Raw genomic sequence first — 22,403 nt, 5'->3', positions numbered from 1 at the left:
TATTAAAGGCGGAAAAAAACTCCCAACAGCACGTCCAAATCGTATTAACGAAGAAATCCGTGCAACTGAAATCCGTGTCACCGGTTTAGACGGTGAGCAACTCGGTGTAATGAGTGTTCGTGAAGCACTCGCTAAAGCGGAAGAGGCTGGTGTTGACCTAGTTGAAATTAGCCCTAATGCTGAGCCACCTGTTTGCCGAATCATGGATTACGGTAAGTATCTTTATGAGAAGAGTAAATCTCAAAAAGAGCAGAAGAAAAAACAAAAAGTTGTTCAAGTGAAGGAAATTAAATTCCGTCCAGGAACAGATGAAGGTGATTACCAAGTTAAATTGCGTAGCCTCATTCGCTTTTTGGAAGATGGTGACAAAGCCAAAGTGACATTGCGTTTCCGCGGTCGTGAAATGGCTCACCAACAGATTGGTATGGAAGTGCTTAACCGCATTAAAGCTGATCTGGATGAACTGGCGTCAGTGGAATCATTCCCTTCAAGAATTGAAGGTCGCCAGATGATCATGGTATTAGCACCAAAGAAAAAATAATTAAGTCATAATGACCAGCACCCACAGTAAAAGTGGGTGCTATACTGCCTTATTGTCATTAGCAAGGTTATTGAGTATACCGGCGTTAATAGCCTTTTTGCCTATACGCTAGTGGTATATTGAATGACGCGATACCACGGCAGACCAAATAACCTAAAACGTGTTTATTTGTTTATATTTCGTTCTGTTAGGCCCTGTTGGTAATAACAAAAGGCAACGATTAATGCGAAAAAATTGATTATCTACTTGAGTAATCGGGCAATAAGCATTAAAATCCGCGGTCGAATCGCCATATCGGTCCGTAGAGATTGGAACCCATATAGGCAAATGAATATGACATTTTAGTAATCAACATGTTGAATATGTTACCTTTAATGATTATTGAAATGTATGCTTTAGAGAAGATTAGCAATTCTCTTTATCCAGTTGGAGGAATAAAGTATTAAAGGCGGAAAAAGAATCCCAACAGCACGTCCAAATCGTATTAACGACGAAATTCGTGTGACTGAAGTCCGTTTAACCGGTTTAGACGGCGAACAGCTTGGCATTATGAGCTTGCGCGATGCGCTAGAAAAAGCAGAAGAAGCAGGGGTAGACCTTGTTGAAATCAGCCCAAATGCCGAACCGCCAGTTTGTCGTATCATGGATTACGGCAAATTCCTTTATGAGAAGAGCAAATCTCAAAAAGAACAGAAGAAGAAGCAAAAAGTTGTTCAGGTGAAGGAAATTAAATTCCGCCCTGGTACAGATGAAGGTGATTATCAGGTCAAACTACGCAACCTGATTCGCTTTCTCGAAGATGGTGACAAAGCCAAAGTTACACTACGTTTTCGTGGTCGTGAAATGGCTCACCAACAAATCGGCATGGAAGTACTTAACCGTATTAAGGCTGATTTAGATGAGCTGGCGTCAGTGGAGTCATTCCCTTCAAAAATTGAAGGACGTCAGATGATCATGGTGCTGGCACCGAAGAAGAAATAATTAGGCCATCAAGTAGTAACTGTGCAGTAATGCACGATTATTCGCCTAATTAATTCGTAGTTTATCACAATGCGAAGTTGGAAATTAAAGAAATGCCAAAGATTAAAACTGTACGTGGCGCAGCAAAGCGCTTTAAAAAAACTGCAGGCGGTGGCTTTAAGCGCAAGCATGCAAACCTTCGTCACATTCTGACTAAAAAGTCTACTAAGCGTAAACGCCATTTACGTCCGAAAGGAATGGTATCTAAGGGCGATCTGGGTCTGGTAGTTGCCTGCCTGCCTTACGCATAAGTAAACATTGGTTAATAAGATTAAAGACGATAGGAGATAGCTATGGCTCGCGCAAAACGTGGTGTAATCGCCCGTGCACGTCACAAAAAAATTCTGAAGCAGGCGAAAGGTTACTATGGTGCACGTTCTCGTGTTTACCGCGTAGCATTTCAAGCGGTAATCAAAGCTGGTCAATACGCTTACCGTGACCGCCGTCAACGTAAACGTCAGTTCCGTCAACTGTGGATCGCGCGTATTAACGCTGCGGCTCGTCAGAACGGTCTGTCTTACAGTCGTTTCATCAATGGCTTGAAAAAAGCGTCTATTGAAATCGACCGTAAGATCCTAGCAGACATCGCCGTATTCGATAAAGCAGCATTTACTGCTTTAGTTGAAAAAGCGAAAGGCGCTTTAGCTTAATGTTTGCTTGAAAAGAGGAAGGTAACTTCCTCTTTTCATTTATGTTGTTTTATGTTACTACATTAATAGTACACATTATTTACCGAGTTAATTATATGCTAATCGTCGCTTTTCGTTTCTTCTTTTACTTTAGCACCTGAATGTCGGGGGCTTTCGCGCGTAAGAAAAGAAACTAAAAGTTACGCTAAAGCCTCCGCTAGGAGGCTTTTTTGTTTTTGATTGAAGAAAAATGCAGTAAAATCAGTTAAGTGCTTATCCATTTAACGAATGGCAAGTGATAACTTAATAAATCGGTGAATAACTAGCAAAACGACCAGAAGGTCATAAAGGGGAAACAATGCCACATCTCGCTGAGTTGGTTGCACAGGCAAAAGCAGCCATTGAACAGGCCCAAGATGTTGCTACGTTAGAGTCAGTTCGTGTTGAATATTTAGGCAAAAGTGGCCACTTCACACTACAGATGAAAACGTTGCGTGATCTGCCAGCTGATGAACGTCCAGCAGCAGGGGCTGTGATTAATGAAGCCAAAGTACAGGTACAAGATGCATTAAATGCGCGTAAAGAAGCCATGCAGGCTGATATATTGAATGCACGCTTGGCATCGGAGAAGATCGATGTCTCATTACCTGGCCGTCGTATGGAAAATGGTGGATTACATCCAGTTACCCGTACCATTCAGCGAATTGAAGAATTTTTTGGTGAGTTAGGCTTTAGTGTGGAAACGGGACCAGAAATTGAAGATGATTACCACAATTTCGATGCCTTGAATATTCCTGCTCATCACCCAGCACGAGCAGACCATGATACTTTCTGGTTTGATGCTAAACGCTTATTGCGTACCCAGACTTCGGGTGTACAAATTCGTACTATGAACGGTCAGCAACCGCCAATTCGTATCATTGCCCCAGGCCGTGTCTATCGAAACGACTATGACCAAACGCATACCCCAATGTTCCACCAAACAGAGGGGCTGATTGTGGATAAAGATATCAGCTTTACTAACCTTAAAGGCACATTGCACGATTTCTTGAATAACTTCTTTGAAGAAGAAGTCCAGGTTCGTTTCCGTCCGTCCTATTTCCCATTCACAGAGCCTTCTGCTGAAGTGGATGTTATGGGGAAAAATGGCAAATGGTTAGAGGTGTTGGGCTGTGGTATGGTTCATCCAAACGTTCTGCGTAATGTGGGGATTGACCCTGAAGTCTACTCTGGCTTTGCATTCGGAATGGGAATGGAGCGCCTTACAATGCTGCGTTATGGTGTTTCTGATCTACGCGCATTCTTCGAAAATGACCTTCGTTTCCTCAAACAGTTTAAATAAGGCGGGACTTTCTCATGAAATTCAGTGAACTTTGGTTACGTGAATGGGTAAACCCAGCCATTAGCAGTGAAGCATTATCTGAACAAATCACGATGGCCGGTTTGGAAGTTGATGGTGTTGAACCGGTGGCAGGGCAATTCACAGGTGTGGTTGTTGGTGAAGTGGTTGAGTGTGGCCAGCACCCAAATGCGGACAAATTACGTGTCACAAAAGTCAATGTGGGTGGTGAGCGTCTACTCGATATCGTGTGTGGTGCCCCAAACTGCCGTCAAGGTTTGAAGGTCGCAGTTGCAACGGTAGGTGCCGTGTTGCCTGGTGATTTCAAAATCAAAGCAGCAAAATTGCGCGGTGAGCCTTCAGAAGGGATGCTTTGCTCATTCTCTGAGCTCGGTATTTCTGATGATCATAGTGGTATCATTGAATTGCCACTTGATGCGCCAATTGGTACTGACTTGCGTGATTATTTGAAATTTGATGACCGTGTTATCGAAATTAGCATTACACCGAACCGAGCGGATTGTTTAAGTATTCTCGGTGTTGCTCGTGATGTTGCGGTGATTAATAAGCATGAGCTGATCGAACCGCAAATTAACGCAGTGAAAGCAACCACTTCAGAGACATTCCCAATCCGTGTTGAAGCACCAGAAGCTTGTCCTCGTTTTCTTGGTCGTGTCATCAAAAATATTGATGTGTCCGCACCAACTCCGATGTGGATGAAAGAAAAATTACGTCGTGGTGGTGTCCGTTCAATTGATGCGGTTGTTGATATTACCAATTATGTACTACTCGAATTAGGCCAACCTCAGCATGCTTATGATCTTGACCGCTTAAACGGCGCTATCGTCGTTCGTATGGCGAAGCAGGATGAGAAGCTAGTCTTGCTAGATGGTAGTGAAGCGACACTGAAAACGGATACATTAGTCATTGCCGATGAGCAAAAAGCACTTGGTATCGCGGGTATTTTTGGTGGTGAACATTCTGGTGTTAACAGTGAAACGAAAAATATTCTTTTAGAATGTGCATTTTTCAATCCACTATCTATTACGGGTCGTGCGCGTAATTATGGTTTGCACACGGATGCGTCTCATCGTTTTGAGCGTGGTGTTGATCCTGAATTGCAATTCAAAGCAATTGAGCGTGCGACACAATTAATTTTAGATATCTGTGGTGGGGAAGTCGGTGAAATTATCGATGCGACCCATGCAGAATATTTACCAAAAGCAGCAAATATTACGTTAACACGCAATAAACTCGATCGATTGATTGGTTATGTTATTGCCGATGATGTCGTGACCGATATTTTGACGCGATTAGGTTGCCAAGTTGCGGTGTCTGAAGGCCGTTGGGATGTTGTTGCACCTAGCTGGCGTTTTGATATGCAGATTGAAGAAGATTTGGTCGAAGAAGTTGCACGGGTATATGGATATAACAATATTCCTGATGTACCGTTACGTGCCGATCTTGTCATGACCGAACACAAAGAGGCTAAATTGCCACTTAAGCGTATCAAAGCGCTGTTGGTTGACCGTGGCTTCCAAGAGGCGATTACTTATAGTTTTGTCGACCCTAAAGTACAAGCCTTGCTTCACCCTGAACAAGAAGCGTTAGTGTTACCAAACCCAATTTCAGCGGATATGTCAGCGATGCGTTTGTCGCTGTTAACCGGACTTTTGACAACCGTCGTCTATAATCAAAATCGTCAGCAAAATAGAATTCGATTATTTGAAACAGGCCTACGCTTTATCCCTGATAATCAAGCAGAATATCAAATACGCCAAGAAACCATGCTGGCGGGCGTGATCGCGGGAAATCGATTCGAAGAACATTGGTCATTAGATAAGCAAGTTGTGGACTTCTTTGATTTAAAAGGTGATCTCGAAGCTGTTTTAGAATTGACTGGCAAACTGAATCAAATTACATTTAAACCTGAGGCACATCCAGCGTTGCATCCTGGACAAAGTGCTGGGATTTATCTGGAAAATGAACATATTGGTATCATTGGTGTTGTTCATCCTGAGTTAGAACGTAAACTTGATTTAAATGGTCGTACAGTGATTTTTGAGGTTCGCTGTGATGCGATAACAGAACGTGTAATCCCTGATGCAAAGGCGATTTCACGCTATCCATCGAACCGCCGTGATATCGCTGTTGTTGTGCCAGAAGACGTTGCCGCCGCAGATGTTCTGGCAGAGTGTAAAAAAGTTGGCATAAATCATATAGTTGGCATAAACTTGTTTGATGTGTATTGTGGTGAAGGGATAGCAGATGGTTACAAGAGTCTGGCTATCAGTCTCATCTTCCAAGATACCGCTCGTACCATGGAAGAAGAAGAGATAACCGCGACCGTTGATATGTGTGTTGCTGCGTTAAAACAGCGATTCCAAGCCTCCTTGAGGGACTAAACCTATGGCGCTTACTAAAGCTGAAATGTCAGAAAATTTGTTCGAAAAACTGGGTGTTAGCAAACGTGATGCTAAAGACCTTGTGGAAACTTTCTTTGAAGAGGTCCGCCTTTCCTTAGAAAATGGTGAGCAAGTAAAATTATCTGGATTCGGTAACTTTGATTTACGTGATAAAAATCAACGTCCCGGACGTAACCCAAAAACTGGGGAAGATATTCCAATTACTGCACGCCGTGTTGTTACTTTCCGCCCTGGCCAAAAATTGAAAAGCCGTGTGGAAAAAGCAACACCGAAAGAGTAATTGCAAACTTGCAGTGCTAATAAAAGACCGCCTAGGCGGTCTTTTGTTTTTTTAATAGCAAAGCATTATCTCAATAAATTTTATCTATCTATATTGAGGCAGAAGAGGACTTTCAGACGGTCAGTTAAAAAATCGTTAGAGGTTATTGAGAATGGATAACACGAATGTATTTATCGATATTTTAAATAGCTACCAATGGTATCGGTAGCTATAGATTTAAAGGTGCAAAAATTTATATTCAGACGTCTATCTATGCAATAATGCGCTAAAATAATGAATCGGTAATTGTGCAAGTTCTATTTGTTTGAGTTGATCAAGCGGATTTCCCGTTGTTTTAGAATAATCGGTTCTATCGAGAGTCGGGGCAAAGGCAATCGATAAATTTTCTGGGGTCATCTGGTGTTTTTCTGCATGACGGCCAATTTCGATCAGCAGAGGTACTGCTATTTGTAATATCAATGGCTGTTTTTTTAGTGGTGGCAGTGAGTCTGCAATTTTTGTATCAGAAACGGCTAAAATATGATTTTCGCTTGTTGCTAATGTTGGTTTTGTTTCAATAAAACGTTTAACGGTGGCTTTGTTTACGACGGCATCATGATATTTTGTGAAGAGAGTCGATAATGTTTTTCGTTCACTCGATGAGCCATCTAACACGTTGCCAACTAATTTTTTATATGCTGATGTTAGATCAGATACTTCAATATTATTTTGTTGAATAAAAAAGGAATCAATAGATTTATTACTAGCGAGATGCTGCAATATTATTTCAACTCTCTGTTTGTTGCCTGAGATTCGAAAGGGTCCTGTTTCATGTAAGTAATTTGGATGAGATAAAATAGCCGTACCAATCTCATTAATTTGTTGGTATTTAAGGCGATCTTCATAAGCGATACCAATATATTCATTGATAGCGCATACATTCTGTTTTTCAATCCGTTTTGCTGTTTGTTGCTGTGTTATTCTTGATTCCATCTCTTGTAATTCATCAAATGTTTTATAATGCGAAGGTGGCAACAAAGATTCTTGCTCCTGTATATCTAATCTTTTGATACTTATTGGCTCAATAGATTTATTTTTTTGTTCTATTAACTCATGCTGATATTGAGCAGGAATGCCAAAGTAACTTTTACAACAATTAATGATCTTGCGAATAGAAGCCAGAAAGCCTTTCTGCTCATGATGAAAGACGGATTCAATCAACGATACGGGGTTATTTATTGGAGTGTTTGAAGTTTTTATAGCCATATAATACCTTATTTAATAATGATCTTAGAACTAAGCTGGAGCATAAAATCGTTGCTTTGGTTTTGCTTTCATAAAAAGCTATAATCCTTTAATCCATTGGAAAAATCAGATAATTTTTAAATGAATCAATCGGTTGAATACTTACAGACCAAACAGCGTAAAACAGACTGCCGACGTATTGCTGTACTAGGGCTATTGCTGATAGTGATCGCACTATTTTCTCTTTGTGCGGGGGAAGTGTGGTTATGGCCTCATCAATGGCGTGAAGAGGCAGCGCAATTATTTGTTTGGCAAATTCGTTTTCCTCGCTTATTGGCTGTTATTACGATTGGTGCATCTTTGGCGGTGACGGGGGCTATTATGCAAGCCCTATTTGAAAACCCATTGGCGGAACCAGGGCTATTGGGTATCAGTAATGGGGCGGGGGTAGCAGTCGTATTGACCGTCTTATTATCCCATGGCATCACTCAGTATGGGTTAATCAGTGTTGGTGCCATTATTGGTGCATTATTATTAACCTTACTATTATCTTTTTTCGCACGTGTAAAACATTTTAATAATAGTAGCTTGTTGCTTGTAGGGGTTGCCCTTGGCGTAATATGCGGTGCCATCATGACATGGATGGTTTACATGAGTAGTAACTTGGATTTGCGTCAGCTACTTTATTGGATGATGGGCAGTTTTAGCGGTATCGATTGGCGTCAATTTGGATTAATTGTGGCATGTGCTCCTTTTTTGTTATGGGCTATTTGCCAAGGTAATACACTTAATTATTTGTCCCTCGGTTCGTTACAAGCTTATCAACTTGGTTTTTCTCATCATCGTTGGCGCCTTGTATTAATTATAGTAACAGGGGTTTTAATTGGATTGAGTGTTGCTATTGCAGGGGCTATCAGTTTTGTCGGTTTGGTGATCCCACATGTTTTACGTTTAATTGGCTTGACGGATAATCGCACATTATTACCAGGATGTGCCATTGCGGGGGCAGGCGGGTTATTATTAGCCGATATTTTGTCCCGAATATTAATTGCTAATGCCGAAGTGCCAATTGGCGTGATAACGGCAACCTTAGGAGCCCCTATTTTTATTTGGCTTTTAGCGCGTAATAACCAATGGCGATAAATATGAGCATGAATGAACAACCTACCATTGAGCTAATTCAATTTTCAATAGACCATCGACTTATCAATATTAATGAATCCGTATTTCCGGGTGAGCAAATCCATATACTCGGCGCAAATGGGGCTGGTAAAAGTACGTTGTTGAATGGGATGAGCGGTTTTTTGAATTTTACAGGTCAGTTAAATATCAATGGTAGGGCACTTAAAGAGTATCGAACTCAAGATCTACGTCAACAGCGAGCCTATTTTCCTCAGCAAGTTGCGACACAGCCTATTTTAAAGGTGTTTCAATATTTAACCCTTTTCCATTCGTCAACGGATTATCAAATTGCACTGTTTGAGGAACTATGCCGAGATTTTCAGTTAACATCGTTGCTCATGAAACCTATTGCACAACTTTCAGGTGGTGAGTGGCAGCGAGTACGTATTATTGCAACTTTTTTGCAAGTTTGGGATCGTCAAGATTTAAGTGGAAAATTTATCCTATTTGATGAGCCAACGAACAATTTGGATATTATTCAACAATCCAGATTCGATAAATGGGCGAAATATTTTTGTGATTGCCAAGGAACGGTTATAATGAGTGGTCATAACCTTAGCCACTCTTATCAACATGCCAACCGAATTTGGATGTTAAAAGAAGGTAAAATTATTTTTTCAGGTAAACCTGAGCAAGTTATGACTGAGGTTAATTTATCTGAGATATTTGCAAGTAAAATAAGTTTAATCACAAATAATGATGCCAAAAGTTGGCGAGTAATTAGTTTTGACGATGAGTAGAAAAATTGTTTTAATCGTCTGTTTGGTTATGCTTTATGTAATAATAAATGTTTTCAGGTGTTGATGTTCGGTTAAAGTAACTTTGACTAGAATACTCTCTTCTTAATAAAAAAATTAGGCTGCAAACTATATGAGCAATTTCCTTCCGTTTTCAAAACCGGCAATCGGTGACGAAGAGGTTAAGGCAGTAGAGAAAGTTCTGCGTTCGGGGTGGATCACTACGGGTCCTCAGAACCACCAGTTAGAGCAAGATTTTTGTGAGCGTTATGGTTGCAAGCATGCCATAGCATTAGCTTCAGCCACTGCGGGTATGCACGTTGTGTTAATGGCATTGGGGATTGGTCCCGGCGATGAAGTTATCACGCCTTCACAAACGTGGGTATCCACCCTCAATATGATTGAGTTACTAGGTGCGACACCGGTTATGATCGATGTCGACCGTGATACACTAATGGTGCAACCTGACGCGGTAGAAAAAGCGCTCACTGCGAAAACGAAAGCGATAATTCCTGTGCATTATGCAGGTGCTCCTTGTGATCTCGACGCTTTACGCGCTATTGCGCAAAAAGCGGGGGTTCCATTAATTGAAGATGCTGCCCATGCGGTCGGTACCCGTTATAAAGAGGAATGGGTTGGTCAACACGGCACGGCCATTTTTTCTTTCCATGCCATTAAAAATGTCACCTGTGCAGAAGGTGGTCTTGTTGTTACTGATGACGACGAGCTGGCGCAACGTGTTCGTACATTGAAATTCCATGGACTTGGTGTTGACGCTTTTGATAGACAAATGCAAGGACGAAAACCACAAGCCGAAGTGGTTGAACCCGGTCTAAAATATAATTTATCTGATATTCATGCTGCGATAGCTGTTGTTCAGTTGTCCCGTGTTGAAGAGATGAATCAACGACGCGCACAATTGGTGGCACGTTACCGTGAAGCGCTGAAAAATTCGCCATTGCAAATGCTTTCAGTTCCTGAATACCCGCATTTACATGCCAATCACTTATTTATGGTGCGTGTTGATAAAAATGTCTGTGGTATTGATAGAGATAGCTTTATGGAAAAATTGAAAGCGTATGATATCGGTACAGGTTTGCATTTCCGTGCAGCACATACACAGAAATATTACCGTGAGAAATATCCGCAACTCTCACTTGTAGAGTCAGAATGGAACACCGCGACGCTTTGTTCTCTGCCTCTCTTCCCTGATATGTCTGATGCAGATGTTGACCGGGTTGTTAAAGCGATAAATGAAATCCTTTTGGAGTCAAAATAGTGTCATTTGTAGATGAATTTGAAGAGATCAAAAAGGTCTCTGTTGTAATCCCTGTTTATAATGAAGAGCAAAGTCTTCCTCAGTTACTTGAGCGTACAATTAAATCATGTAAACAACTTACGCAAGATTATGAGTTAATTTTAGTTGATGATGGCAGTAGCGACCGTTCAGCTAAAATGTTAACTGAGGCGGCAGAAAATCCTGATAACCACGTTATCGCGATTATTTTGAATCGTAATTATGGGCAGCACTCTGCAATTATGGCTGGTTTTAATCAGGCAGATGGTGATTTAGTTATCACTCTGGATGCAGATTTGCAAAACCCTCCAGAAGAGATCCCACGTTTAGTCCAAACTGCGGCTCAAGGTTATGATGTAGTTGGTACGCGCCGAGCAAATCGTCAGGATTCTTGGTTCCGTAAAACCGCATCTAAAATGATTAATGCGATGATCACGAAAGCAACTGGCCGCTCAATGGGCGATTACGGTTGTATGTTACGTGCTTATCGTCGTCACATTATTGATGCGATGTTGCAATGCCATGAAAGAAGCACATTTATTCCAATTTTAGCAAATACGTTTGCGCGTAGAACCATTGAAATTGATGTCGCTCATGCTGAACGTGAGTTTGGTGATTCAAAATACAGCTTTATGAAGCTGATTAATTTAATGTATGACCTACTGACTTGTTTAACAACGGCGCCTCTACGTTTGTTAAGTGTCGTTGGTAGTATTATTGCAGTCGGTGGTTTCTTGCTAGCAGTGTTGTTAATTGTATTACGTCTACTCTTCGGTGCAACTTGGGCTGCCGACGGCGTATTCACACTGTTCGCCATACTGTTTATGTTTATCGGTGCACAATTTGTCGCGATGGGCTTACTAGGTGAGTATATCGGCAGAATTTATAATGATGTGCGCGCGAGACCCCGTTATTTTATTCAAAAAGTCGTCGGTGCTAGTGATAAGACTGACAAAAATCAGGAAGAAAACTAATGAAAGCTATTGTTTTTGCCTATCATGATATTGGCTGTGTAGGGCTGAAAGCGCTTAAAAAAGCAGGTTTCGACATTCAGGCAGTCTTTACTCACACTGATGATCCTAACGAAAACCACTTTTTCTCTTCAGTAGCGCGTGTCAGCGCAGACATGGAACTTCCTGTTTACGCGCCAGAAAACGTGAACCATCCACTGTGGATTGAACGTATTCGTGAATTAAAACCAGATGTGATTTTCTCATTCTATTATCGTGATATGTTGAGTGAAGAACTGTTGGCTCTCGCTCCTAAGGGGGCATTTAACATACATGGTTCTTTATTACCTAAATACCGTGGCCGTGCACCTATTAACTGGGCGCTATTGAACGGTGAGAAAGAAACTGGCGTCACGTTACATAAAATGGTTGCGAAAGCGGATGCTGGTGACATTATTGCGCAAGAAAAAGTCGCGATTACTGACACAGATACCGCATTAACTTTACATGCAAAAGTTCGTGAAGCTGCTGAAGTTTTGTTAGACAAAACATTACCATTAATTGAAGCGGGCAGCTATAAAGCGATCGCTCAAGATGAGAGCCAAGCAACCTATTTTGGTCGTCGTACTGCGCAAGATGGTTTGATCGATTGGAATCGTTCTGCAAAAGAGATTGATTGCTTAGTTCGTGCAGTGACTGAACCATATCCAGGAGCATTCACCTATTTAGGTGAGCGTAAAATGGTTATTTGGCGTGCCCGTGTATTAGATGACAATCAAGGTAAACGTGCGGGAACGGTACTCTCAAGCGATCCTCTGCGTATCGCTTGTGGTGAAGGTGCGATTGAAGTCGTTAGCGGACAAGGCGATTCCGGCTTATATATGCAAGGAAACCGTCTGGCGAACGAAATGGGCATCGTCACCGATGTTCGTGTAGGACCAAAGCCAACCGCTCAAATCAAGCGTCGTAAGCGTGTTCTGATTCTTGGTGTTAACGGGTTTATCGGTAACCATTTAACTGAGCGTCTATTGCAAGATGATAATTATGATATTTACGGTATGGATATCAGTTCATCGGCGATTGATCGTTTCATTGGTAACCCACGTTTCCACTTTATTGAAGGCGATGTCAGCATTCATACTGAATGGATCGAATATCACATCAAAAAATGTGATGTCATTTTGCCGCTGGTGGCCATTGCAACGCCAATTGAATACACGCGCAATCCACTGCGTGTCTTTGAGTTAGACTTTGAAGAAAACCTGAAAGTTGTGCGTTACTGTGTGAAATATAACAAGCGTATTATCTTCCCATCGACCTCTGAAGTTTATGGTATGTGTGATGATAAAGAGTTTGATGAAGACGAATCACGCTTGATTGTTGGCCCAATCAACAAACAACGTTGGATCTATTCCGTGTCTAAACAATTGTTAGACCGAGTGATTTGGGCATACGGTGCGAAAGAAGGCTTGAAGTTTACACTATTCCGTCCATTTAACTGGATGGGACCACGTTTAGATAGCTTGAATTCGGCTCGTATCGGTAGTTCACGCGCTATCACGCAACTTATTTTGAACTTAGTTGAAGGTTCGCCAATCAAGTTGGTGGATGGTGGTGAACAAAAACGCTGCTTTACTGATATTAAAGATGGTATTGAAGCACTGTTCCGTATCATTGAAAACAAAGATGGTAAATGTGACGGTCAGATTATCAATATCGGTAACCCAACGAACGAAGCGAGCATTCGTCAGTTAGCTGAAATGTTGCTTGAAAGCTTTGAAAATCATCCATTACGTGGCCACTTCCCTCCGTTTGCGGGCTTCCGTGAAATTGAAAGTAGCAGCTACTATGGTAAAGGTTATCAAGACGTTGAGCATCGTAAACCAAGTATTGAAAATGCGCGTCGCCTGCTAGAGTGGGTGCCAACCATTGACATGAAAGATACCATTGAAGAAACGCTGGATTTCTTCTTGCAAGGTGCAGTGGAAGAATTAGGTAAGAACTAATGAAAAAAGTTGGCTTGAGAATTGATGTGGATACCTATCGAGGCACATTAGAAGGTGTACCACAGCTACTCAAAGTGCTTAAACAGCATAATATTCAGGCCAGCTTTTTCTTCAGTGTAGGACCCGATAATATGGGGCGCCATTTATGGCGCCTTTTGCGTCCTAAATTCCTGTGGAAAATGCTAAGGTCGAATGCAGCTTCTTTATATGGACTCGATATTTTACTTGCGGGTACGGCGTGGCCCGGCAAAAAAATAGCTAAAGATTTAGGCTATTTAATGAAACAAACCTTAGATGAAGGCCATGAGGTTGGATTACATGCTTGGGATCATCAAGGTTGGCAAGCTAAAGTCGCTAAATGGAGCGATGCTCAATTGACTGAGCAAGTTAAATTGGGGGTCGATGCATTGCAGCAAGCGATTGGGCAACCAGTGACCTGTTCGGCTGTTGCAGGGTGGCGAGGTGATGAGCGTGTCTTGGAAGTTAAACAAAAATTTGGGTTTCACTACAACAGTGACTGTCGTGGTAAATACCCATTTCGACCTGTTTTACGAGATGGTTCAATAGGTACAGTACAAATTCCTGTCACATTACCCACTTATGATGAAGTTGTTGGGACTGTTGTGAGTGATGAGGATTTTAATGATTTTATCCTACAGGCCATTAAAGATGATCTAGGTGTGCCTGTTTACACCATTCATACCGAAGTTGAAGGGATGTCGAAATCACAACAATTTTCACAATTATTGGAACGAATTGCCCAAGAAGAAATCCAATTCTGTACATTGAGTGATTTACTGCCAGAAGACATAAACACACTGCCTAAAGGAAAAGTGGTTCGTGCACCATTCCCAGGGCGTGAGGGCTGGCTTGGCTGCCAAGAAGAGGGATAGTATAAGCATGTTGAATAACCGAGCGAGCAAAGTAGGAGCCTCTCTGCTGGCTCTTTTTTTTATCTTAACTTATTTGCTACCGTTAAATAGCCGTTTACTTTGGCAACCAGACGAAACACGATACGCAGAAATTAGCCGTGAAATGCTGCAACGCGGTGATTGGATCGTGCCGTATATGCTGGATATACGCTATTTTGAAAAGCCTGTTGCGGGCTATTGGATTAACAATATCAGCCAAATGATCTTTGGTGATACTAACTTTGCGGTTCGTTTTGGTTCAGTATTCTGTATCTTGCTCAGTGCGCTACTGATTTATCGCATGGCAAAAATGATGTGGCGTAACAATCATGTAGCTTATGTTGCCAGCTTCATCTATGTGTCTATGTTTCTCGTATTTGCCGTAGGAACATACAGTGTACTCGACCCGATGTTATCATTGTGGATTGCGGCAAGTATGTACTGTTGCCTATGGGCGATGAAGGCGAGAGGGATAAAAGAAAAACTAGGCGCTTGGATATGCCTTGGTTTAGCGTGTGGGATGGCCTTTATGACAAAAGGCTTCTTAGCATTAGCGATTCCTGTGATTGTGATGTTACCGATTACCCTTTATCAAAAACGCTTCTTAGAGATGGTGAAGTATGGGCCATTGGCGATTATTTCCGCAGTAATCATTAGCTTACCTTGGGCACTATCTATCGCCAAGCAAGAGCCTGATTATTGGAATTACTTCTTTTGGATAGAACATATTAAGCGTTTTACCGCTGATGATGCTCAGCATATCGCCCCATTTTGGTATTACATTCCTATTATCCTGTTAGGAAGTATCCCTTGGGCTGGTCTGCTACCAGGCTCGCTAATTAAAGGTTGGAAAGAGCGTAAATCCAATCCAGATATGTTTTTCTTGTTTTGTTGGTTTATTGTGCCAGTTATTTTCTTCAGTATCTCGCGCGGTAAGCTTCCTACGTATATGTTGCCATTTATGGCTCCGCTCGCATTACTTATGGCCAAATATGGTGTGGATTGTGTGCGTAGCGGTAAAATGAAAGCTTTAAAAGCCAATGGGATCATCAATGTTGCAATTGGTGTTCTAGCAGTGATCGCAATTATTGTGGCGGGAACGGTGATTAAGCGTCCTTTGTATGAAGCGGATGAGTGGTCGAAAATGGTGCTTGGTATCGTTGCTTTCTCCATTTGGGGCATCATTGGTTACCTATGTACCGTGTTAAATGCGAAGTATTGGTTATGGGCTGCATCTTGTTCACTCGCAGTAAGCTTATGTATCGGTAGTGCTCTGCCAAACAACACCATTAATTCAAAGTTGCCACAAAGTTTTATTCATAAGCATCATGATTTATTAATGGATAGCAAATACTTAATGGCAAGTAACGTTGGTATTGCGGCTGGACTGGCTTGGGAAACTAAAAACTCAAATATTTACTTGTATAATAGCAGTGGTGAATTGACTTACGGCCTAGAGTATCCAGACAGTCAACATCGTTTGGTGAAACCGGATCAATTTGCAGCTTGGCTAGCAAAAGCGCGTCAAGAAGGTCAAGTAACGGTCGTCTTCTTGCTCGGCCGTAAAGAGGGATTACCTGACATTCCTAAACCTGATGAAGTCATTAGTAATTCGCGTATTGCGATAGTGGTATATCACAAACAATGATTGCACAATTATTCCTATTGCTTTTCGTCAGCGTACTAACGTGTCTTGGGCAAATTGCACAAAAACAAGCCGTTGTCTGTTGGCAAGGTGATAAACATAATAAAACAGCAGCGGCCATTCGTTGGCTGCTGCTAGCAGTATTGATGCTTGGGTTAGGTATGTTGTTTTGGTTAAAACTACTGGAAAGCATGCCACTCAGTATTGCTTACCCTATGCTCAGTATTAATTTTGTGTTAGTTACCTTAATTGGCCAATTTGTTTACCATGAACCTACAGGTCTTAATCATTGGTTAGGGGTAGCGGCAATTATGTTTGGTATTTTCTTGATGAGTATAAGTGGATGAATAAAGGCTATTTTTGGGTAATAGGTAGCGCACTATTAGTCACGATTGCACAATTAAGCTTAAAAGCTGGCGTTGTGGGATTGCCTTCATTTACTTTAGGCTGGCATTGGTTGCAACTCGAATGGTTAATCACCAATGTGGTTAATCTGAGTATTGTATGCGTTGGTTTAGTTTGTTATGCCTTATCGATGCTGTGTTGGCTATTGGCATTAAAATCAATTCCACTTAATAAAGCCTATCCATTGATTAGCTTAAGCTATGTTTTTGTTTATCTATTAGCCGTTATTTTGCCTTGGTATAATGAGCCTGCGACATGGCTAAAAGCAGGGGGAATTGCTTTTATTATTCTGGGCGTCTGGTTGATTAGTCGACCTGTGAAAGCAAAGTCTCAATAATAGAATGAGGTAGTTTAAACTTCTGATTATTTATTTTTCATCTTTCAGCGGCTATGATAATAAATTAAACATGTCACTGATTTATTCACAGGGTGCAGCATGATAATAAAATGGCAGTATCTACCATTATTGTTTTCATTGGTGTTAATCGGCTGTTCGTCTACATCGGTAAAAAAGACGCCGCCCCCGCCATTAAAAACACAATTATCGGATCCCATTATGACAATTGCTCAACTTAAGGAGCAATTACAACAGTGGTATGGCACGCCTTATAACTATGGTGGGATGAGTCAAAGCGGTATTGATTGCTCTGGTTTTGTTTATCGAACCTTTAATGATCGTTTTGCCATTCAATTACCCCGTACCACGATAGATCAAACCCGATTAGGTACCCGTATTGATAAATCAGATTTAATGCCAGGTGATTTGGTTTTTTTCAAAACCGGTTCAGGTGAAAATGGCTTACATGTTGGGATTTATGATACAGATAATACCTTTATTCACGCTTCAACCAGTAAAGGTGTCATCCGTTCTTCAATGGATAACGTCTATTGGCGAAAAGTGTTTTGGCAAGCTCGTCGCATCTGATTTCACTGTCATTGCCTCATTTTTATCTTTATTTATGCTATCTTAAGAGCAAATTTTGCTTTTAAGGTAGCACTATGTCTAGCTTACGTTTATTGATATCTGAATCGTTCGATCCTTGGTTTAACCTTGCTGTAGAAGAGACTATTTTTCGCCAAATGCCAGCAGACCAGCGGGTCATGTTTTTATGGCGCAATGCGGATACCGTCGTCATTGGACGTGCGCAGAACCCATGGAAAGAATGTAACACGCGTCGTATGGAAGAAGATAATGTCCGCTTAGCTCGCCGTAGTAGTGGAGGAGGGGCTGTTTTTCAGGATTTAGGCAATACCTGTTTCACCTTTATGGCGGGCAAACCTGAATATGATAAAAGTATATCGACAAAAATTATTGTTGATGGTTTGATGCGTGTGGGGATCGACGCTGAAGTTTCTGGACGCAATGATTTAATCTTAAATACGATTGATGGGCCGCGTAAAATCTCCGGCTCAGCGTACCGTGAAACAAAAGATAGAGGCTTTCATCATGGCACTTTATTAATTAATTCAGATTTAAACCGTTTAGCTGATTACCTCAATCCCGATCCCAAAAAATTACAGGCGAAAGGGATCACCTCGGTTCGCTCACGAGTGGCTAATTTGTGCGAATTGGTCGCGGATATTAGCCATGAAAAGGTGTGTGAAGGCATTATACAAAGTTTCTTCGATTATTACGGCGAAACTGTTGACGCTGAATTTATTTCCCCTGAAAAACTGCCAGATTTACCCAATTTTAGTGACACTTTTGCGAAACAAAGTCGTTGGGAGTGGAATTTTGGGCAAGCACCTGCTTTTACTCACTACAGTGATACTCGTTTCCCTTGGGGAGGTATTGAGTTTCATTTTGATATCGAGAAAGGGGTCATTAAACGTTGTCAATTTTTCACAGATAGTCTTGAACCATCACCGTTAGAATGGCTTAGTCAGCAGTTGAGCGAACAAGTTTATCAAACTGACACTGTTCGTAAACTGATTGTACAAATGCGTCAGATGTGGCCTGAACTGGCTGAACAAATTTCAGACCTAGAAGGTTGGTTAATACACGAATTAAGCTAAATAAAATTCACTTTTCGTTAACGGTTACTTAGCCATTGAACCTAAATAGATGGAGGCCAAGTAACAGTTAACGTTATTTATTTTCCTTGAATATTAATCGCATCATCCATTCTAGCTTCGAGTTTTTCACTTAAGCCAAAATCTTCTTCATCGCTCTCTGGAGTAAATAAATGATAGCTTTCCTTTAAATGTGGGTTAGAAATACCAAGCCAACTTGCTAATCCATTAATAAACATCATGCCTGATTTTTTAGCGATAATATATTGTGTCGATACCTGATCTGAAGAAAGCTGAATTAAAGGTACGCGATACGCATATTTCGTTTTTCCATGCATAATTTTTATTTGTTCTTCTGTGTCTTGATGAGAAAGACCATGGTCAGCAAAATAAATCACTGAGAATGTACGATCTTTTTGTTTGTATTGCTTTTCTAGTAATGAGTAAATTGCCTCAATCACTTCATCTGTTTTATTGATGCTAGCGACATAACACGAGATATTGTGATATTTAATATCTTTAGTGGTAAACGGATTATCATAGTCCTCAATTCTGCCACATGGGTTCGGGTGAGAGCCATAGAGATGTATAATAAAAAGCCTTTTTTGTTTTTTTTGAGTCGGGCTAGTCAATTCTTTTTTAAAGAGAGGGATCAGTGAAAAATCACTCTCATCATTAGAATTAAATGCGCCAAGTTTATTAAATCTTTTGACATCGGCATGTTTTGCGATAAACGTAATCGGTGTATCATGTTGACCAATATAACCTTGATTAGATATCCAGTACGTTTTAAAACCCGCTGATTTAGCTAATCCAACAATATTAAGTCCGTAATTTGGTTTAACTGTTTCTTTATCCGATAACGTTAGCATTAACCGCAATGAACCAATGGTGTTGTTATCTGCGCTGTTTAAACCATCAATAATGGTACTATTCACGCGATTCAAAAATGGCGTATTGTTTATCGGGTATCCGTAAATTCCCATATAATCACGGCGCACACTTTCACCAATGATTAACACATAATCATCATAATGTTGGTTATTATCTAATGTCGATTTTCCCCACTCACTAGATTTAGTAAAATCACGTAGCGTGATAATTTCTTCTTTCACCTTGGTGGCAGATTCATAAACGTTATAGAAATATTCAAATGGAGATTGATTAATCAAGGCGATTATGACTAAAACAATCATTAATGTTTTGTTGCGATAGTAATTAATATTTAGCTTAGAGCATAATTTTTTAAAGGCTAAAATACCAATAATAATTAATATGGCATAAAAATAATTTACTATTGAAATCTGTGTAAAAAATTCAATCCCTTCGATCGCATCGGTTGCAATAACCGATGCAAAATATTGATATGTCGGTTTATCAAATGTTAAGCCAATGGGCGTATAAATTGCATACAGAATAGCAATTGGTATTCCTATCCATACATAGGCTTTCTTGGATGCATAGAGAATAATATAAAGAGCACAAACGAGAGTAATATCTCTAGGGGTTGGATGGGCGTAGCCTGATCCCTTCAACATTAATTTAGATGAAATAATAAGTATGATAAGAGGGATAATGTAGATAAGTAAGTTTTTTATTTTTACAATCTTATCTTGTAACTTATTTTTATACCATTCAGATAATCTGGGGTGTTTCACAAATAGCCTTTAAAATATACTTAAGAGTGACTTAATTATAACGCTGTAGAATAATTGAAAGAAGGTTATTGCTTTTTTTGTAGAATGTCAAAAGATCATAGCGAGCGTTTTATTTAAAAAGAAAGCGAACTTAAGTGATTATTGGAACGAATGTAATGGTAGCAGGCGGAGATTTTTCTCTTTTTTAAAGAAAGATTCAACGTTAGTGTGGGGCTGACGCGGTATAAAAAAGAGCCGGTATTTACCGGCTCGGACATAGACTTCAATGTTTAGGGAATGAAAAAATTGTTAAGGGGACTAATAATACTCAACTATACAACTGAAATTTACTTAGCTATTACAATTGCAAGACATAAAGGTTTTACACTCAGGCATTTGACCACTTTGGCGAAATTTTGCTGGAGTGATATCAAAATGTTTTTTAAATATACGTGTGAATGTCGCTTGTGAGCTAAAGCCATACTGTAGAGCAATATCTAAAATAGGTAGATTACCATCACGTAATGATTTTGCTGCTTCGAGTAAACGACGTTTACGGACGTATTCGCCAAGCGTGCAGCCTTTCATTTCTTTGAAAACACGCTGTAAATGCCATTTAGAATAACCACTTTTATCGGCAATAGTGTCGATTTTGATGCCTTCATTGCGTTGTAACTGACTTTCCAGCCATTTAACAATATCGTTGACTACACTCTCAGACATATTTACCTCCCACTGCTATGGGTTATTGTTCATTAATAACTAATAATAACTAAAGAAATTAGTATCTATTCTTCCTATTTTTCCGATATATCGATAGGCATAACGTGCTTTTTTTTAATGAGAATAATAATAACTTCGATAGTTTTTACCAATCGGTCAATTTTATACATACATTAGTGTATGTTATTTATTATTTTAAATCAATATGATATGAGTTGTGTGTTTTATTTTAATCAATCTGTATCCTTATCTGACCCCTTATTCAAATTTTTTGTCGGAAGCATTCGAAATTATTAACCAAGTAAAATATTGAAAAATTAATTTTGCTTAAATCTGTAGTGAGACGCGATTTTAACCATCAATCGTTAGGAAATACCGAGCTAATAGTAATGAATGTAAATGCTTTATAATTTTTATTCTTCAATGTTATTAACTGTATTTTTAATTTTAGGAAGTTAATTTGACAAGTAATTCGTATTAACTTATTGGTAACAACCTAAATAGTCATTTACCGATGATAATAAAAGGTCGGTGATGGGAGAGGGAGGAAGCGGTCATGACGCATATTTGTCGCGACTGTATGGCGTGATAAATTGATAAAAAGGAAAGAAGGTTTCTTGAATAAAATGCGCCAAGAAACCTAAGAGATTGTTAGCGTCGTAGGTATACGTGAGGTGTTGCAATTTCTGGGTGTGAGATCACACCGAGATCGGCTTTATACCATTGAGTTAAATTTGCGGTAGTGAGTACCTGTTCAGGTGTACCTGTTGCAACGAGTTGCCCTTGATGAATTAAATAAACCCGATCAGCATAAAGTGCAGTGAGGTTGAGATCATGCAAAACACAACATACGCCAAATGGGCGTTCACGAGTTAGCTGATGCAATAAACGTAAGCTATGTTGTTGATGATAAAGGTCAAGAGCAGATGTTGGCTCGTCCAGAAATAAACAGGCTGGCGTCGTATTTGGTTGCCATACTTGCGCCAGTACTCGCGCAAGTTGAACCCGTTGCTGTTCACCGCCTGAAAGTTGGCGAAAATCACGCTGGCGTAGTTCAAGACAATCTGTTTGTGTTAAAGCTTCTTCGATGGCTTGTTGCTTATGCTCTGAACCGTAAGGGCTTCGCCCCATGGCAACGACGTCTTCAACGGTAAAAGCAAATGATAGGCTATTTTGCTGCTTCATCACCGCACGTTTTTTTGCTAATGCCTTGTGTTGCCATTGGCCCAGCGCTATGCCTTCTAATAAGCATTCGCCGGTGGTTGGGGGCGTAAATCCAGTTAGTAGCTTTAGTAGACTGGATTTACCTGCACCGTTAGGCCCAATAATGACAACCATTTCATGCGGTTGTATGGATAGACTAATGTCCTGTATTAGTCGCTTATCACCGATTTGGTAACTGAGATTGCGTGCCTCTAGGAGAGATGATGTCGTCATG

At 40.5% G+C, this 22,403-nt stretch carries 22 protein-coding genes and 1 other annotated feature; of the genes, 18 read left to right on the top strand and 4 right to left on the bottom strand.

Features of this window, described 5'->3' with window-relative positions; translation table 11 throughout:
* Position 1: 1 nt before the first annotated feature.
* The 7 genes from infC (G3341_RS11995) to ihfA all read left to right on the top strand — a co-directional run bounded on the left by infC (G3341_RS11995) (position 2) and on the right by ihfA (position 6,235).
* Positions 2–541, top strand: a complete 540-nt coding sequence (infC, locus tag G3341_RS11995) for a translation initiation factor IF-3 (RefSeq protein WP_163863604.1) — start codon at positions 2–4, stop codon at positions 539–541.
* A gap of 441 nt (positions 542–982) precedes the next feature.
* Positions 983–1,522, top strand: a complete 540-nt coding sequence (gene infC, locus G3341_RS11990; RefSeq protein ID WP_163863602.1) for a translation initiation factor IF-3 — start codon at positions 983–985, stop codon at positions 1,520–1,522.
* A 92-nt stretch (positions 1,523–1,614) separates the two neighbouring features.
* Entirely contained in the window at positions 1,615–1,812 is a 198-nt protein-coding gene (gene rpmI / locus G3341_RS11985) for a 50S ribosomal protein L35 (RefSeq protein WP_004263702.1), read from the top strand.
* Between the two features lie 42 nt (positions 1,813–1,854).
* Positions 1,855–2,211 (top strand): 50S ribosomal protein L20, encoded by a 357-nt coding sequence (gene rplT, locus G3341_RS11980; RefSeq protein WP_004263714.1) that lies wholly within the window; start codon positions 1,855–1,857, stop codon positions 2,209–2,211.
* Between the two features lie 89 nt (positions 2,212–2,300).
* Positions 2,301–2,425: a sequence feature (Phe leader region), on the top strand.
* A 123-nt stretch (positions 2,426–2,548) separates the two neighbouring features.
* On the top strand, positions 2,549–3,532 hold the full coding sequence (gene pheS / locus G3341_RS11975; RefSeq protein WP_154623356.1) for a phenylalanine--tRNA ligase subunit alpha: 984 nt from the start codon (positions 2,549–2,551) through the stop codon (positions 3,530–3,532).
* 14 nt (positions 3,533–3,546) lie between these two features.
* Complete coding sequence (gene pheT / locus G3341_RS11970) at positions 3,547–5,934, top strand: phenylalanine--tRNA ligase subunit beta (protein WP_154623357.1); 2,388 nt, start codon at positions 3,547–3,549, stop codon at positions 5,932–5,934.
* A 4-nt stretch (positions 5,935–5,938) separates the two neighbouring features.
* Positions 5,939–6,235 carry an integration host factor subunit alpha gene (gene ihfA, locus G3341_RS11965; RefSeq protein ID WP_004263721.1) on the top strand — a complete coding sequence of 99 codons (297 nt, stop codon included), beginning with the start codon at positions 5,939–5,941 and terminating at the stop codon, positions 6,233–6,235.
* Between the two features lie 246 nt (positions 6,236–6,481).
* Here the strand turns inward: ihfA and G3341_RS11960 are convergent, their stop codons facing one another.
* On the bottom strand, positions 6,482–7,480 hold the full coding sequence (locus G3341_RS11960; protein WP_163862053.1) for a RhoGAP domain-containing protein: 999 nt from the start codon (positions 7,478–7,480) through the stop codon (positions 6,482–6,484).
* A 120-nt stretch (positions 7,481–7,600) separates the two neighbouring features.
* Between G3341_RS11960 and btuC the strand changes: the two genes are divergently transcribed.
* From btuC to G3341_RS11905, 11 genes are all read left to right on the top strand, one after another.
* Positions 7,601–8,602 (top strand): vitamin B12 ABC transporter permease BtuC, encoded by a 1,002-nt coding sequence (gene btuC, locus G3341_RS11955; RefSeq protein ID WP_163862050.1) that lies wholly within the window; start codon positions 7,601–7,603, stop codon positions 8,600–8,602.
* A 2-nt stretch (positions 8,603–8,604) separates the two neighbouring features.
* Positions 8,605–9,381, top strand: coding sequence for a vitamin B12 ABC transporter ATP-binding protein BtuD (locus tag G3341_RS11950; RefSeq protein WP_231131755.1), 777 nt, complete (start codon positions 8,605–8,607; stop codon positions 9,379–9,381).
* Positions 9,382–9,511: 130 nt separating this feature from the next.
* Entirely contained in the window at positions 9,512–10,657 is a 1,146-nt protein-coding gene (gene arnB, locus G3341_RS11945) for a UDP-4-amino-4-deoxy-L-arabinose aminotransferase (RefSeq protein ID WP_154623360.1), read from the top strand.
* Positions 10,657–11,649: an undecaprenyl-phosphate 4-deoxy-4-formamido-L-arabinose transferase gene (gene arnC / locus G3341_RS11940; protein WP_163862047.1), complete on the top strand. Its 993-nt coding sequence runs from the start codon at positions 10,657–10,659 to the stop codon at positions 11,647–11,649. Before arnB ends, arnC begins: the two co-directional genes overlap by 1 nt.
* Positions 11,649–13,631 (top strand): bifunctional UDP-4-amino-4-deoxy-L-arabinose formyltransferase/UDP-glucuronic acid oxidase ArnA, encoded by a 1,983-nt coding sequence (arnA, locus tag G3341_RS11935; RefSeq protein ID WP_163862044.1) that lies wholly within the window; start codon positions 11,649–11,651, stop codon positions 13,629–13,631. The genes arnC and arnA overlap by 1 nt, the downstream gene beginning before the upstream one ends.
* Positions 13,631–14,524 carry a 4-deoxy-4-formamido-L-arabinose-phosphoundecaprenol deformylase gene (gene arnD, locus G3341_RS11930; RefSeq protein WP_154623362.1) on the top strand — a complete coding sequence of 298 codons (894 nt, stop codon included), beginning with the start codon at positions 13,631–13,633 and terminating at the stop codon, positions 14,522–14,524. Before arnA ends, arnD begins: the two co-directional genes overlap by 1 nt.
* A 7-nt stretch (positions 14,525–14,531) precedes the next feature.
* Positions 14,532–16,190: a lipid IV(A) 4-amino-4-deoxy-L-arabinosyltransferase gene (arnT, locus tag G3341_RS11925; protein WP_163862041.1), complete on the top strand. Its 1,659-nt coding sequence runs from the start codon at positions 14,532–14,534 to the stop codon at positions 16,188–16,190.
* On the top strand, positions 16,187–16,534 hold the full coding sequence (gene arnE, locus G3341_RS11920) for a 4-amino-4-deoxy-L-arabinose-phosphoundecaprenol flippase subunit ArnE (RefSeq protein WP_154623364.1): 348 nt from the start codon (positions 16,187–16,189) through the stop codon (positions 16,532–16,534). The genes arnT and arnE overlap by 4 nt, the downstream gene beginning before the upstream one ends.
* Positions 16,531–16,929 carry a 4-amino-4-deoxy-L-arabinose-phosphoundecaprenol flippase subunit ArnF gene (gene arnF, locus G3341_RS11915; RefSeq protein WP_154623365.1) on the top strand — a complete coding sequence of 133 codons (399 nt, stop codon included), beginning with the start codon at positions 16,531–16,533 and terminating at the stop codon, positions 16,927–16,929. The genes arnE and arnF overlap by 4 nt, the downstream gene beginning before the upstream one ends.
* A 99-nt stretch (positions 16,930–17,028) precedes the next feature.
* A complete protein-coding gene (locus tag G3341_RS11910) occupies positions 17,029–17,517 on the top strand; it encodes a C40 family peptidase (protein WP_154623366.1) in 489 nt (162 codons plus the stop codon).
* 74 nt (positions 17,518–17,591) lie between these two features.
* Positions 17,592–18,608, top strand: coding sequence for a lipoate--protein ligase (locus tag G3341_RS11905; RefSeq protein ID WP_154623367.1), 1,017 nt, complete (start codon positions 17,592–17,594; stop codon positions 18,606–18,608).
* Between the two features lie 77 nt (positions 18,609–18,685).
* Here G3341_RS11905 and G3341_RS11900 read toward each other — a convergent pair whose 3' ends face one another.
* The 3 genes from G3341_RS11900 to G3341_RS11890 form a co-directional block, all read right to left on the bottom strand.
* The gene (locus G3341_RS11900) at positions 18,686–20,263 is read right to left on the bottom strand and encodes a phosphoethanolamine transferase (RefSeq protein ID WP_154635596.1); all 1,578 of its coding nucleotides are present in this window, start codon (positions 20,261–20,263) and stop codon (positions 18,686–18,688) included.
* A 330-nt stretch (positions 20,264–20,593) separates the two neighbouring features.
* The gene (locus tag G3341_RS11895) at positions 20,594–20,965 is read right to left on the bottom strand and encodes a helix-turn-helix domain-containing protein (RefSeq protein ID WP_154622097.1); all 372 of its coding nucleotides are present in this window, start codon (positions 20,963–20,965) and stop codon (positions 20,594–20,596) included.
* Between the two features lie 651 nt (positions 20,966–21,616).
* Entirely contained in the window at positions 21,617–22,402 is a 786-nt protein-coding gene (locus G3341_RS11890; protein WP_163862038.1) for a heme ABC transporter ATP-binding protein, read from the bottom strand.
* Between the last annotated feature and the right edge of the window lies 1 nt (position 22,403).

Source organism: Providencia vermicola, assembly GCF_010748935.1.
Taxonomy (GTDB): Bacteria; Pseudomonadota; Gammaproteobacteria; order Enterobacterales; family Enterobacteriaceae; genus Providencia; species Providencia zhejiangensis.
Note: the sequence above shows the minus strand (reverse complement) of the source record. Positions and strands in the feature narration are given on the sequence as shown.